This is a genomic window from Arthrobacter sp. Y3221114 (assembly GCF_059092625.1).
This window is the reverse complement of record NZ_JBNHHW010000003.1, coordinates 275,764-289,511: the sequence shown is the minus strand read 5'-3', so window position 1 is coordinate 289,511 and position 13,748 is coordinate 275,764. Positions and strand designations below refer to the sequence as shown.

Annotated in this window: 15 protein-coding genes; 8 read left to right on the top strand and 7 right to left on the bottom strand. The window is 68.1% G+C overall.

Features of this window, described 5'->3' with window-relative positions; genetic code table 11:
• Positions 1–11: 11 nt before the first annotated feature.
• Complete coding sequence (locus AC5RV3_RS08310) at positions 12–872, bottom strand: hypothetical protein (protein ID WP_494121709.1); 861 nt, start codon at positions 870–872, stop codon at positions 12–14.
• 15 nt (positions 873–887) lie between these two features.
• A complete protein-coding gene (gene dapD, locus AC5RV3_RS08305; RefSeq protein WP_494121708.1) occupies positions 888–1,859 on the bottom strand; it encodes a 2,3,4,5-tetrahydropyridine-2,6-dicarboxylate N-succinyltransferase in 972 nt (323 codons plus the stop codon).
• Positions 1,860–1,938: 79 nt separating this feature from the next.
• Here dapD and dapE point away from each other — a divergent pair, with 79 nt between their 5' ends.
• On the top strand, positions 1,939–3,027 hold the full coding sequence (gene dapE / locus AC5RV3_RS08300; RefSeq protein WP_494121707.1) for a succinyl-diaminopimelate desuccinylase: 1,089 nt from the start codon (positions 1,939–1,941) through the stop codon (positions 3,025–3,027).
• A 96-nt stretch (positions 3,028–3,123) separates the two neighbouring features.
• On the opposite strand, the gene AC5RV3_RS08295 is transcribed toward dapE, so the two are convergent.
• From AC5RV3_RS08295 to AC5RV3_RS08280, 4 genes are all read right to left on the bottom strand, one after another.
• The gene (locus AC5RV3_RS08295) at positions 3,124–3,987 is read right to left on the bottom strand and encodes an amino acid ABC transporter permease (RefSeq protein WP_494049653.1); all 864 of its coding nucleotides are present in this window, start codon (positions 3,985–3,987) and stop codon (positions 3,124–3,126) included.
• The gene (locus AC5RV3_RS08290) at positions 3,984–4,679 is read right to left on the bottom strand and encodes an amino acid ABC transporter permease (protein ID WP_494121706.1); all 696 of its coding nucleotides are present in this window, start codon (positions 4,677–4,679) and stop codon (positions 3,984–3,986) included. The genes AC5RV3_RS08295 and AC5RV3_RS08290 overlap by 4 nt, the downstream gene beginning before the upstream one ends.
• Positions 4,680–4,746: 67 nt before the next feature.
• Complete coding sequence (locus AC5RV3_RS08285; RefSeq protein WP_494121705.1) at positions 4,747–5,619, bottom strand: glutamate ABC transporter substrate-binding protein; 873 nt, start codon at positions 5,617–5,619, stop codon at positions 4,747–4,749.
• 52 nt (positions 5,620–5,671) lie between these two features.
• On the bottom strand, positions 5,672–6,490 hold the full coding sequence (locus AC5RV3_RS08280) for an amino acid ABC transporter ATP-binding protein (RefSeq protein WP_494121704.1): 819 nt from the start codon (positions 6,488–6,490) through the stop codon (positions 5,672–5,674).
• A gap of 163 nt (positions 6,491–6,653) precedes the next feature.
• Between AC5RV3_RS08280 and AC5RV3_RS08275 the strand changes: the two genes are divergently transcribed.
• The 5 genes from AC5RV3_RS08275 (at position 6,654) to AC5RV3_RS08255 (ending at position 11,071) form a co-directional block, all read left to right on the top strand.
• Complete coding sequence (locus AC5RV3_RS08275) at positions 6,654–7,436, top strand: LOG family protein (protein WP_494112999.1); 783 nt, start codon at positions 6,654–6,656, stop codon at positions 7,434–7,436.
• Between the two features lie 34 nt (positions 7,437–7,470).
• Complete coding sequence (locus AC5RV3_RS08270; protein ID WP_494121703.1) at positions 7,471–7,863, top strand: DivIVA domain-containing protein; 393 nt, start codon at positions 7,471–7,473, stop codon at positions 7,861–7,863.
• The gene (locus AC5RV3_RS08265) at positions 7,860–9,104 is read left to right on the top strand and encodes a hypothetical protein (RefSeq protein ID WP_494121702.1); all 1,245 of its coding nucleotides are present in this window, start codon (positions 7,860–7,862) and stop codon (positions 9,102–9,104) included. Before AC5RV3_RS08270 ends, AC5RV3_RS08265 begins: the two co-directional genes overlap by 4 nt.
• 173 nt (positions 9,105–9,277) lie before the next feature.
• Complete coding sequence (locus AC5RV3_RS08260; protein ID WP_127511285.1) at positions 9,278–9,457, top strand: DUF3117 domain-containing protein; 180 nt, start codon at positions 9,278–9,280, stop codon at positions 9,455–9,457.
• Between the two features lie 12 nt (positions 9,458–9,469).
• A complete protein-coding gene (locus tag AC5RV3_RS08255; protein WP_494121701.1) occupies positions 9,470–11,071 on the top strand; it encodes a leucyl aminopeptidase family protein in 1,602 nt (533 codons plus the stop codon).
• A 51-nt stretch (positions 11,072–11,122) separates the two neighbouring features.
• Here the strand turns inward: AC5RV3_RS08255 and AC5RV3_RS08250 are convergent, their stop codons facing one another.
• Positions 11,123–11,755, bottom strand: coding sequence for an O-methyltransferase (locus AC5RV3_RS08250; RefSeq protein WP_494121700.1), 633 nt, complete (start codon positions 11,753–11,755; stop codon positions 11,123–11,125).
• Between the two features lie 301 nt (positions 11,756–12,056).
• Between AC5RV3_RS08250 and sigE the strand changes: the two genes are divergently transcribed.
• On the top strand, positions 12,057–12,662 hold the full coding sequence (gene sigE / locus AC5RV3_RS08245; protein ID WP_494121699.1) for an RNA polymerase sigma factor SigE: 606 nt from the start codon (positions 12,057–12,059) through the stop codon (positions 12,660–12,662).
• A gap of 8 nt (positions 12,663–12,670) precedes the next feature.
• Positions 12,671–13,741 (top strand): anti-sigma factor family protein, encoded by a 1,071-nt coding sequence (locus AC5RV3_RS08240; RefSeq protein ID WP_494121698.1) that lies wholly within the window; start codon positions 12,671–12,673, stop codon positions 13,739–13,741.
• Positions 13,742–13,748 lie beyond the last annotated feature (7 nt).

Here is a 13,748-nt window from a genome sequence, read left to right as displayed (position 1 = left end):
GCGCGGGTGGCTCACGTGGCCGACCCGTGCGCCACGGTGATCACGACGTAGCCGGTGTCGGTATCGGCGCCGACCCAGCCGCCGTCGTCACGCTGCCAGCGCAGGCCCGCATGGGCAACCGACTCAAGGCCGAGCTCCTTGGCAGAAGCCACCGCCCACTGCGCCACGGCCCAGCCCCGCTCATCGGCTGCGGCCACCCGGACCTCGCGGCCGGCGACGGCCATGTCCAGGCCCGGATGCATGGCCTCCAGTTGCGCCAGGACGACCGCGGGGTCGCCGGCTGCCTCGGCATCCTTGAGCACACAGTTCAGCGCGGCAGGCGAGTGGCCGGTCAGTGCCGAAGCGAAGGCCTTGGCTTCGGCCTCATGGTCCGCGTACGCCAGCGGATAGGCGCTGCGCTGGACGGTCTGGGCCGCGTCGGTCACCGGCATGGACTCGTAGCCCGGGACCTGCTCGAGCACCTCGTAAAACTTGTTTGCCGCATACACCGGGTCCTGCACCTGTTCCTCGGTGCCCCAGCCCTGGGACGGCCGCTGCTGGAACAGGCCCCGGGAGTCGGGACCGGCCGTATCGCCGTAGTCGATATTGCGCAGCTTCGACTCCTGGATGGCCGTCGCAAGGGCAATCGACGCGGCGCGTGCGGGCAGCCCGCGCCCGATGGCAACCCCGGAGATGAGCGCGGCGTTCGCGGCCTGGTCCGGTGCCAGTTCGAAAGTGTCTGAACCGACGACGGCGGTGCACCGCTCCCGGACCAGGGTTTGGGAACGGTCAATGAAGGTGGCGGCGAAGTAGGCGGCACCACCGACCAGGGCCAACAGGACGATCAGGCTGAGCAGGCTGCGTGTCCTGCGTGCACGGGCTTGCCGGGACATGGCGGTCCGGAACTGCTAGTTGGCGTGCAGGACCGCGTTGAGCTCGACGCTCTGGCCCTTGCGCGGCAGGACCTCCACCGCGCCGCTGGTGGAGTTGCGGCGGAACAGGAGATTGGGCATGCCGGAGAGCTCCACGGCCTTGACCTGGCGCTGGTCCCCGGTGGCAACGTCGATCAGGCTCACCCGGGTTCCGGCGGTGACGTACAGGCCGGCCTCGACCACGCAGTCGTCGCCGATGCTGATGCCGACGCCCGAGTTGGCGCCCAGCAGCACGCGCTCGCCGATGCTGATCCGTTCCTTCCCTCCGCCGGAGAGCGTGCCCATGATCGAGGCGCCGCCGCCGACGTCCGAACCGTCCGCCACGATGACGCCCGCGGAAATGCGGCCCTCGACCATGGAAGTGCCCAGCGTGCCGGCATTGAAGTTGACGAAGCCTTCGTGCATCACCGTGGTGCCGGCCGCCAGATGCGCGCCGAGGCGGACGCGGTCGGCATCGGAAATCCGCACGCCGGAGGGGACCACGTAATCGACCATGCGCGGGAACTTGTCCACACCGAAGACGGTCACCTGGCCGCGGCGGCGCAGGCGGCGGCGGACCGATTCGAAACCGTCCACGGCGCACGGGCCGAAGTTGGTCCAGACCACGTTGGGCAGCTGCCCGAAAATGCCGTCCATGTTCAGCGAATTGGGTGTAACGAGGCGGTGGGAGAGCAGGTGCAGGCGGAGGTAGGCGTCGGCGGTGTCGGCGGGCGCAGCGTCCAGGTCGATGCTGCGCGTGAGGACCTCCAGACGGGTGCCACGGTCCGGGTCGGCGCCGCCGGCGGCGTCGGCCTCGAGGCCATCCGCCGCGTCCCGGGCGGCGCGAGCGGGGCCCAGGGCCGGCGCGGGATACCAGACGTCGAGGACGGTGCCGTCGTCGGTGACGGTGGCCAGGCCGGTGCCGTGGGCGGTGCGGGGCGCGGTTTGTGCGGTGGTGCTCGCGGTCATGGATGCAAGTCTACCGAGCGCGCCGGGGCCCGGTGATGCCGGGAAGGGCCGCAGGCGGACGTCTGGCTAAGCTGGGGGAGTGACTTCCACCATCGCCCTGGACTTGACCGCCGACGTCGCCGACCTGACCGCGGCGCTGATCGACATCAACAGCGTGTCCGGCAACGAAACCGCCCTCGCCGACGCCGTAGAAGCCGCCTTGCGTGCCCTGCCGCACCTGAAGGTGATGCGTGACGGCGACGCCATAGTGGCCCGCACGCAGCTGGGGCGGCCGGAGCGGGTTATCCTGGCCGGCCACCTGGATACCGTACAGTTGCCGTCCGTGCCCGGCTCCCGCGGTACCGTGCCGTCGGCGTGGGACGGGGACGTGCTGTATGGTCGCGGCGCCACCGACATGAAGGGCGGGGTAGCGGTGCAGCTGGCGCTGGCCGCCGAGTTGACGGCGCCGGGCCGCGACGTCACCTACGTTTTCTACGACCATGAGGAAGTGGACGCGTCGCTGAGCGGACTGGGCCGGCTGGTGCGCAACCACCCGCAGCTGCTGGAGGGCGACTTCGCCATCCTGCTGGAACCGACCGACGGAACCGTGGAAGGCGGCTGCAACGGCACGGCCCGGTTCGAGGCGAGCACGGTCGGCCAGGCGGCGCATTCGGCCCGCGCGTGGCGGGGCGTCAACGCGATCCACGCCGCGGCGGAAATCCTGGTCCGGCTCCGGGACCATGAACCGGCCACTGTCACGGTGGATGGACTGGACTACCGCGAAAGCCTGAACGCGGTGAAGATCAAGGGCGGCACCGCCGGCAACATCATTCCGGACAGCACCACGGTGGAAATCAATTACCGGTTCGCTCCGGACAAGACACCCGGAGACGCCGAGCAGTACGTGCGGAACCTGCTGGAGGGCTTCACGGTGGTGTGCACGGATGCCGCGGCCGGTGCGCGGCCCGGCCTGAACCATCCCGCCGCCGCCGAATTCGTTGCCGCCGTGGGGGCGGAGCCGAAGCCCAAGTACGGCTGGACCGACGTGGCGCGGTTCAGCGAGCTCGGGATTCCGGCCGTCAACTTCGGCCCCGGCGACGCGCTGCTGGCCCACACCGACAACGAACACGTGCCCGCGGAGGCCGTCCGCGAGTGCCGGGCGGCGCTGCGCCGCTGGCTGACGGCCTGACCGTCAGCGGCAGCCGGCGCGCCGCCGCCGGGCAACAGGGAAGGGGAGGACGCGCAGGCATCCTCCCCTTCCCTGTCGGCGGTCAGCGGCAGCCGGTCACACCTTGACGGCCATCGGCTGCGTGGTCAGCGGCGCGGTCTCGCCCGCGGTTCTGCTGCTCAGGAACTTGGAGAGCCAGTTGGCTACCCAGGACAAGGCGAAGTTGACGACGATGAAGAGGACGGCCGCAATCGTCAGCGACTGCAGGATCGGACCGGCGGAGCCGTAAATCTGCATCGACCGCAGCAACTCCGAGTACGTGATGATGTAACCGAGGGCGGAGTCCTTCAAGATCACCACGAATTGGCTGACCAGGGCCGGCAGCATGGCCACCAGGGCCTGCGGCAGTTCGATGCTGCGCAACGACTGGGCACGGGTCATGCCGATCGCCATCCCGGCTTCACGCTGGCCCTTGGGCAGGCCGAACACGCCGGAGCGGACCAGTTCCGCGATCACCGAGCCGTTGTACAGCGTCAGAGCCGTCACGACCGCGTAAAACGGGATGTCGGCGGGGGTGCCGATTCTCAGCTGCCCAAACAGGAGCCAGAAGAAAATCATCATCAGCAGCACCGGGACCGCCCGCAGGAGTTCGACGATCACTCCGCAGAGCCACCGCAGGGGGCCGTTCGAGGCGAGCCTGCCCACGCCAAAAAGCAACCCGAAGACCACGGACGTGAGGATCGAGACGGCGGCGGCCTTAAAGGTGTTGATCAGGCCCGGCAGAATGGTGAACTGCCAGACCTCGCCGGTCAGGAAGGGCGTCCACAGCTCGGATGACAGCTGGCCTTTGTCGTTCAATCCGACGATGACGAAGATCGCCGCGCCGAGGAAGAGCAGGATGCCGATGATGTTGGTGACCATGATCCGCGCACGGGCCTTCGGGCCGGGCGCGTCAAAGAGGACGTTCTGCTTGATGTTCATCGAGACACCGCCAGTTTCTTGGAGAGCCAAGTGGTCACCAGGCCGATCGGCAGCACGATGATCACGAAGCCGATGGCGAAGGTCGCGAAAATGGCCATGATGACATCCGGCCGGAACTCGATCATGGTTTTCATCAGCCCGGCGGATTCGGCGACCGACGCCGCCGTTGCCACCGTGGTGTTCTTGGTCAGGGCAATCATGGTGTTGCCCAGTGGCGCCACGGCGCCGCGGAATGCCTGGGGCAGGATGACCATCCGCGCCGCCGGCAGAAAGCTCAGCCCGATGGCGCGGGCGGCCTCGGCCTGTCCCAGGGGCACCGTGTTGACGCCGCTGCGAATGGATTCGCAGACGAAGGCCGCGTGGTAAACGGACAGCCCGACGATGGCCCAGAGGAAGAAGTTGAAGTCGAAATCGCCGGAGAGATTCATCTGGAGCTGGAAGACCGCCACCAGGATGCAGAACACCATGATGATGGTCAGCGGCGTGTTGCGGAAGACGTTGACGTACGCCGCGCCGGCCCAGCGGAAGCTGGGTACCGGTGAGATACGCATCAGGGCCAGGACGGTACCCAGCACCAACGAGCCCAGGGCGGCCCAAAAAGCGAGCTGGATATTGACCCACAAGGCTCCGACGACGTCGTAGGTCTCCAGCGCCGTCAGGTAGCTCTGGAAATACTCGGACAAACTGTCCATCCCCTTTCGGTGGGAAGAGGCAGATCATGTTGTGGGGCGGGAGAGCCCCGCCCCACAACGGATGTTGCTAGGCGCAGGCTTCGCCCGGCTTCGGCGGGTTCAGGTCCTTGTTGTAGGAGTAGTCCACACCCTCGGTGTTCTTCTTGAGGGCTTCTTCCCAGGCACCTTCCTCGACCATCTTGTTGATGGCTGCGTTGATGTCCGCGCACAGCTCCGAGCCCTTCGGCAGGCCGACGCCGTAGTTCTCCTCCGAGAACGGGTTGCCGACCACCTTGTACTTGCCGGCGTTGTTCGGCTGCGCCGCGAGTCCGGCCAGGATGATGTCGTCGGTGGTCACCGCGTCGATCTGGCCGCCCTGCATGGCGGTCACGCACTCGGCGTAGCTGGGCCGCTCGACCAGGTTCACTTCGGCAGCGTGCTCGTCCTTGATGCGCTGGGCGGAGGTGGAGCCGGTCACCGAGCAGAGGTTCTTGCCGTTGAGTGCATCCGGGCCTGTGATTTCGGTGTCATCGGTCCGGACCAGCAGGTCCTGCCCGGCCACGAAGTACGGTCCGGCGAAGTCGACGGTCTGCTTGCGCTCATCGGTGATGGAGTACGTCGCAAAGATCATGTCCACCTGGTTGTTGGCGAGCATGTTTTCGCGGTTGGCCGAGGGCGACTCGACGAATTCGATCTGGTCCTCCGAGTAGCCCAGCTCGTTGGCCACGTACTTGGCTACATCCACGTCGAAGCCGGTGAACTGGCCGCCGGAGGAAAAGCCCAGGCCCGGCTGGTCGTACTTGATGCCGACGCGGATGCCTTCGCCGCCGCCGGTGCCGCCGCCGGCAGTCTCGCCGCCGCCGCCGCCTTCGCCGCCGGTGCCGCCACCGCCGCCGCAGGCGGACAGCACGAGCGCGGCTCCGGCTGCCATGGCAGCCATTCCATAACGGGTCTTTCGCATATTTTCTCCTTGCGTTGTCGGCCCTCCGTCAGTGAAGGGCCAGGTGTGGGGGTCAGTGTTCGAGGATCTTGCCCAGGAAGTCCTTGGCGCGGGTGCTCTTCGGGTTGGTGAAGAATTCTTCCGGGGTGGCCTGCTCCACGATCTGGCCGTCGGCCATGAAGAGCACCCGGTCCGCGGCCTTGCGGGCAAAGCCCATCTCGTGCGTGACCACGATCATGGTCATGCCTTCGCTGGCCAACTGCACCATGGTGTCGAGCACTTCGTTGATCATTTCCGGATCCAGTGCCGAGGTGGGCTCGTCGAAGAGCATCACCTTCGGCTTCATCGCCAGTGCCCGGGCAATCGCCACGCGCTGCTGCTGGCCGCCGGAGAGCTGGGCCGGCAGCTTTTGCGACTGGTTGGCCACGCCGACGCGCTCGAGCAGGCTCATGGCCAGCTCCCTGGCCTCGGACTGCTTCATCCCCTTGACCTTGATCGGTCCCAGGGTGACGTTCTCCAGGATCGATTTGTGGGCAAAAAGGTTGAAGGACTGGAACACCATGCCGACGTCGGCCCGCAGCTTGGCCAGGGCCTTGCCCTCGGCCGGCATCTTCTCGCCGTCGATCAGGATCTCGCCGTCGTCGATAGTCTCCAGGCGGTTGATCGCCCGGCAGAGGGTGGACTTGCCGGAACCCGACGGCCCGATCACGACCACCACTTCGCCCTTGGTGACCTCCAGGTTGATGTCCTTCAGCACATGGAGCGATCCGAAGTGCTTGTTGACGTTCTTCAAGGACACCAGCGGCTGGCCCGCCGGCACGGCGGACGTGGCTCGGGTTGCCGCCGCCGGAGCAGCAGGCGGCGTTTTACTGTGCGATGCGTCACTGGTCATGGAACGAATCTAGCGAAAGATTCCCTTCAAGCAATGCATTCGCGACCGAACCGCCGGAATCGTGATTTAAGAGCAACCTGCGCCCCGCACCGCTTGAATGCCGAATTGCCAAGGAATCAGGGGAAACCGCCACGGATGGCCGGCGAATCTGTAGCCTTGGGAAATGACAAACCAGCAAGACATTCCGCTCCCGTCGCAACTTCCGGGCGCACCGAAAACCCGCTTCAAGGGACCTGTGGAGCTGCGCCGTCGCCAGGCGGACATCCCGCAAGCTGACCAGTACCTGCTGGACACCAAGGACCGGGCGGAGTTTACGCACACCGATCCCTGGCGCGTGCTGCGGATCCAGAGCGAATTCGTCGAAGGGTTCGGCACCCTGGCCGACCTCGGCCCGGCGATCAGCGTCTTCGGTTCGGCCCGCACCCGGCAAGGCAGCAAGCACTATGCGATCGCCGAAGAGATCGGGCAGCTGCTGGTCCGGCACAATTTCGCGGTCATCACCGGCGGCGGGCCAGGTTCGATGGAGGCGGCCAACAAGGGGGCCAGCGAGGCCGGCGGCGTTTCGGTCGGACTGGGCATCGAACTGCCGTTCGAGCAGGGGCTCAACAACTGGGTGGACCTGGGCATCAATTTCCGGTATTTCTTCGCCCGCAAGACCATGTTCGTCAAGTATGCCCAGGGGTTCATCGTGCTCCCCGGCGGGCTGGGCACGCTCGACGAGCTGTTCGAAGCAATGGTGCTGGTCCAGACGAAGAAGGTGACATCCTTCCCGATCGTGCTGGTGGGCACGGCCTTCTGGTCGCCGTTGATCGACTGGATCCGCAACACGCTCCTGGCGGAATCAATGATCGCGGAGACCGATCTCGACCTGGTCAGCGTGGTGGATACGGCGGAAGAAGCAGTCGAGCAGATCATCTCCGGGCTGTCTCCCCGCTCCGGATTTTGACCCGGCGGGGCGTCCTCTCTGGCACGATGGTGCTGTGAGCGCTTTCCTCGTCTTCCTTGCCATCGCCGTTGCAGGTGCGGCCGCTGTTGCCGCATCCGGGCGGTGGGGCCGGAAGAAGTCAGCGGCTGACAGTGCGGCCGGCGGCGGCACCGGCACCGCGTGGGAGCGAGGGCACGTGGCCGCGCTGCAGGGCCTGAGCGAGCACGAGGCACGGCTGCCGGCGGTTCTGCTGCCCGAACACCCCCGCGCCGAAGACCTGGACAGCGTCCGGTTTTCCACCGCCCTGCGGGGCTACCGGATGGACCAGGTGGATGAAGTGCTTGACGTCCTGCGGGCAGAGCTGGGAGCCAAGGAGCGCCTGATCCGGCAACTGAGCCAGGAACAGCCACAGCACGACGGCGGTGCCCACCCGGCGCGGGAAGGATGACCGGGGTGCAGGACCGCCTTCCGCGGACACGGGTGCTTCGGGAGGCCGTGCACGCGGAGCTCTCCTTTTGGCGCCGGCGGATCTCCGGCTGGCCGTGGTGGGTCCAGGTGTCCGTGCTCTACGCCCTTTCCCGGCTGTATTCGCTGCTGGTCTTCCTCGCGGTGGCCCGTCAGCAGGGCCCGAATCCGTGGACGCGCGCGAATCCTGACTATCTGTCCTTCATCGGGATCTGGGACAGCGCCTGGTACCGGCAGGTCTACCTGGAGGGCTATCCCACCGACATTCCCCGCGGCCAGGACGGGCGGGTCGACGAGAACCAGTGGGCGTTCTACGCGCTTTTCCCCGGCATCGTCCGCGTCCTGGCGACGGCCACCGGGCTGGGGTGGCAGTTGCTGGCACCGTTGGTCGCCACCCTCGCAGGCTTTGCCGCCGTGCTGCTCATCTACAAGATTTTCCGGCGCTATGCTCCCCACGGCACCGCGCTGTGGGCCGTGGTCTTCGTGGCGGTCTTTCCGGTCTCGCCGATCCTCCAGGTTCCGTACGCCGAATCGCTGAACCTGGCGCTGCTGGCGGGGGCACTGCTGCTGCTGCTGCAGCGGAAGTACGTGCTGGCGATCCCCGTGGTCGTGCTGATGTGCCTCTCCCGGCCCGTTGGCGTGCCCTTCGCGGCGCTCGCCGGCCTGCACCTGCTGTGGCGGATCAAACAGCGCCGCACCGATCCGCTCCCGACCCCGGAACTCCTCCGCGCAGCCGCGCTGGCGCTGGTCAGCTGTGCCGCGGCCCTCGCCTGGCCGGTGCTGGCCTGGTCCGTCACGGGCGAGATGACCGCGTACACCGAAACGGAAACCGCCTGGCGGGGCGAAGACCTGGTCCTGTTCAGGCCCTGGTTCGACATGGGCGTGAACCTGTTCGGGCTGCTGGGCGGGATGATCGCCCCGCTGCTGCTGGTAGCCGCGGCGGCCTGGTTCCTCTGCTGCGCGCCGACCCGGAACATAGGGGCAGACCTGAGGCTGTGGTGCGCCTGTTACCTGGGCTATCTGCTGGCCTTCCTCCATCCGCAGACCAGCACCTTCCGGTTGTTGCTGCCGCTCTTTCCACTGGCCTTGGCGGCGGCCTTCGTATCGCGCAGCCGGGCCTACCGTGTGTGCCTGGCAGTGATGTTCCTGGCGGGGCAGATTGTCTGGGTCACCTGGCTCTGGTCATGGGCCGAGCTGCCCGGTGGCGGGGACTATCCGCCCTAGCGCCAGCGGGTTGCCGATGGACCGCGTGTCGCGGAAATTAGCACCCGGTTGTGATGTACGCGATAATGGGTAGTGGTTGGACATGGCGGCCGGGGAACCAAGGCCGCCGATGTGAGGTTGGCGGGCAGGGCGATCACGGATCGGACTGCCCCATGGCGGAAGGGAATTCCCAGATGGCTGCGATGAAACCGCGTACCGGTGACGGACCGATGGAAGTGACCAAGGAGGGGCGGAGCCTCATCCTGCGGGTGCCCATCGACGGCGGCGGGCGTCTGGTGCTGGAACTGAACGCCGAAGAAGCGGGCAACCTCAAGGACTGCCTGCTCGGCGTCACCAGCGACGTGGCAAGCTAGGAACCGTTTGCTGTGAGCCGCGTTCCCTCCACCGCAGAGGAACAAACCGCCCGTCATCTGGAACAGGCCCTGATTGAACCGCGAATGGCGCGCGTCCTGGCCCTGCCAGCCCTCGGTCGCGGACAGTCGCCGGCCCAAGGTGCCGAGGACGTCACCGTGCTGGCGGTACCCATCGCTGCAGGCGAGGCCACCGCTGAGCAGGCGACGCCGCAGCCGCGCCAAGGAGCCGGCGAAGCGGCGGCAGACTTTGGCGCCGACGTGGTGGCCCTGGCGGAGGTCCACGGAATCTCCGGCAAGGCAGGCGAAGTGCTGGCGGCACCGGCGCCGCCACGCTCCGCGCAACTGCCGGCGCGCCTGGTCTTGATTGGGCTGGGCAATGGCAGCGCGGCGGATCTGCGCAAAGCCGGAGCCGCCCTGGCCAAGGCGACGATGGGCACCGACCGGGTGCGCAGCACCGCCGTCGACGGCCTGCCGGACGAGTTGCAGCAGGCCTTCATCGAGGGATTCCTGCTGGGCGGCTACCGGCCGCCGCGCGCGGGCGCGTCCGATGGGCCCAAGCCGATGGCCGCGGTGCTGGAACTCACCGGAATCTCGGCAGGGACTGCCGCAACGGCAGCTGTCGGCGCCCGGGCCACGTGGTTGGCGCGGGACCTGGCGAACATGCCCTCCAACGTGAAGAGTCCGGAGTGGATGGCCGGTCAGGCCGGTCGCCTCGCCGCGGCCAGCGGCCTGGGCATCCGCACGTGGGACGAGCATCAGCTGGCCGCCGAAGGGTTTGGCGGTCTGCTGGCCGTGGGATCGGCGTCGCCGACTCCGCCCAGGCTGGTGCAGCTGGACTACACGCCCGCACAGGCCGGCGAGGACACCAGACACATCGTCATCGTCGGCAAGGGCATCACCTTCGACACCGGCGGGCTGTCGCTTAAGCCGCGCGAACCGATGCTGCCGATGAAGACCGACATGGCAGGCGCCGGCGTCGTGCTGGCGGTGCTCGCCGCCGCAGCGGAGCTGCGCGTGCCGCACCGTGTCACCGGGCTGCTCGCCTTGGCAGAAAACGCCATCGGCGCCGCCGCCTACCGGCCCGGCGACGTGGTGACCGTCCACGACGGCACCACGGTGGAGATCGGCAACACGGACGCGGAAGGGCGCATGGTGCTGGCGGACGGCCTCTCCTACGCCGCCGCCCGGCTGCGGCCCGACGTCTTGGTGGATATCGCCACCCTCACCGGCGCGGCGTCCATGGGGCTGGGCAGGCAGCACGCGGCGCTGTACGGCAACCGGCCGTCCTTGCTGCGCGCTTTCGAAGCCGCGGGCGAGGCAAGCGGGGAGCGGGTCTGGCACATGCCGCTGGACGAGGTGGCGGCCGAGTACGGGTTCGCGTTGGAATCCGGCATTGCGGACATCTCGCACATAGCGTCACAACGGTCGAAGGTCGGCGGGGGATCGATCACCGCAGCGCTGTTCCTGCGCGAATTCGTCGGCACCCTCCCGTGGATCCACCTGGACATCGCCGGGACGGCCCGCGCGGACTCCGACCGGGCCGAGGTCACGAAGGGTGCCACCGGATACGGTGCCCGGCTGCTGCTGTCCTTCCTGCGCTCCTACCGCGGCTAGGGCAGGCGGTCGGACGGCAGGGCTGCCCGCGGGCACGGCACAGCAGGACGGTCAGCGTTTGACAGCCAGCAGCAGTCCCTCGCCGGTCGGCAGGATGGTGGACAGCAACTGGTCGTTTTCCCGGATGGCCCGGCCGACCTTGCGCAGCGTGGTGGTGGATTCTTCGCGGATGGCCGGATCCGAGACCCGGTCATGGTCCAGGGCGTCGTTGACAATCAGCATGCCGCCGCGCTTGAGCAGGCGGACCGCTTGCTCCACGTAAAGCGGATACGACGGCTTGTCCGCGTCTACGAAGACGAGGTCGTAGGCATTGTCGGTCAGCCGGGGCAGCACGTCGGCCGCCCGGCCGGAGATGGTGCGCGTCCGGTTGCCCGGAATGCCGGCGTCGACGAACGCCTGGCGGGCCGCGCGCAGATGGTCGACGTCGGCGTCGATGGTGGTCAGCACCGCGGCCGGGGGGAGCCCGCGCAGGAGGCAGACCCCGGACACGCCGGCGCCGGAACCGATCTCCACCACGGTCTGCGCCTTGGTGCCCGCGGCGAGGACGGTCAAAGCCGCGCCGACCCCGGTGCCGACGGCCGCAACGCCGAGTTCATGGGAACGCTCACGAGCCCGAAGCAAGACGTCATCCTCGGCGGGGAGCCCCTCCGTGTAGGACCAACTCGTCTGCTTGTCGGCACTCATGAATCATCACTTTCTCTTCAGCTGTTCGGGGGAAACGGCGCAGGGCCGCAGTGCCAAGCCTACTGCCACAGTTGACGGGATCGGGGCGTGTGCCGCGGCGCCGGGGCAGGTGCCGCCGGCCGGAAGGACATCCCCGGTGGACCTAGCGGTATTTGTGCAGCCCGTTTACAGAATTCTCCCAGTTTTTTGGGCCAAGATGGGTACCCGGGACGCCGATAGCCAGACCGGCAGCACGCCAGCCGCATTCCCGGACGCCCAGGAGGTGGGCGGCAGGCGGGCGGGCCGACGAAGGGGCACAAAGATGACGAAGCTTCAGGACGCCGCGTCGGACGCCGCGGCCGGCAACGATCAATGGGTTGCTCCGACGTGGGAAGAAGTGGTGCGCAACCACTCAGCCAAGGTCTACCGCCTGGCCTTCAGGCTCACGGGCAACCGGTATGACGCCGAAGACCTCACCCAGGAAGTCTTTGTCCGCGTCTTCCGGTCGCTGGATAACTTCAAGCCCGGCACGCTGGACGGCTGGCTTCACCGGATCACCACCAACCTGTTCCTGGACCAGGCCCGGCGCAAGAGCCGCATTCGGTTCGATGGACTGAGCGAGGAAGCCGAAGCCAGGTTGCCCGGCAAGGATCCCGGCCCCGAGCGCAGCTTCGAATACAACAACCTTGACATTGACGTCCAGGCCGCCTTGGACGAGCTGCCGCCGGACTTCCGCGCCGCAGTGGTGCTCTGCGACCTCGAGGGGTTGTCCTACGACGAGGTCTCCGCGGCCCTTGGCGTCAAGCTGGGCACCGTCCGCTCCCGCATCCACCGCGGCCGGACCATGCTCCGGGAGAAGCTGGCGCACCGGGATCCCGCCGGCAAACGCACGCGCCTGAAACTGCCCCGAATCGCCGGAGCCCACTGATCGCTGCCATGCTCCACCCGGAAAAAGAGCTGGCGGAGTATCTGGACGGCGAACTCTCCGATGACCGCCGCCCCGCGCTCGAACGCCATCTTCAACGCTGCCGGCGGTGCCGCAAGAGTGTTGACGAGTTCCGCCAGATCCAGGATCGCCTCCGCGCGTTGGACGTGCCGCCCCCTGATGACAACCTGACCGCGCGGTTGTTGCGCTGCAGCCGACCCGGGGCTGCCGAGCCCGACGGGCCCCCGCCTGCCGCCGTACCCTTCCCGGCCCCGGAAAACCGGCCCGCTGCCGCACCCGGCGCTGCCACGGTGTCCGGTGCCGCCGCCGGCGCGCTCCCGCCGGCAGCCGGCCCCGGGACGGACGCGGTGCCCTCGCGCAGGCCGGTCGGGCGGGTGCTGGCCGTCGCCGCCGGCGTCGTGGGCGGCTGCGCCGTGCTGACGTTGTCCGCGGCTTTCGTCCTGGGCGGCGAGACCCCGGAGGCGGACACCGGCCGGGGCCCCGCCACCGGCACGGCCTGGGTGCCGGTGGCCGCGGATGCAGGTGCCGCCCATCCGATCGCCATGGACAGCGCGGCACTCGAGGAGCTCCGGCGCAGTGGCTGGACCTGCCCGCTGCTGCCCGGGCTTGGCTACCGCATGCAGAGCGCGGAACAGACGATCGTCGACGGGCAGCCTGCCGTCCGGCTCGAGCTGAGCGACGGCAGCCACCGGGTGGTCGTCACCGAGCAGCGGCGCGGGGACGGGAGCGCGGACGGAACCGCCCGCGTGACGGATTCCGCGCCGCCGGTGAATGCCACCACGGGCCATCCCGTGACGATGGACGGGTTCCGGGAAGTCGCCGGGCTGAACCGGGCGGTATGGGTCCGCGGCGGTGAGGACTGGACCGTGGTGCTCCACTCCGACGAGGTGACGTACACGTTATGGTCCGACCTTCCGCTGGCCGAGATGCCGGAGACGGTCAGCCACGTGGTGCTGTCGGAGAACTCCCGCCTGAAGCTCCCGGCGCCGGCTCCGGCCGACGACCCGCTCAGCCGCATCATCCGCGGACTGGGGATGATGGTCAGCCCGCCAAGTGGCTGACCGGCCC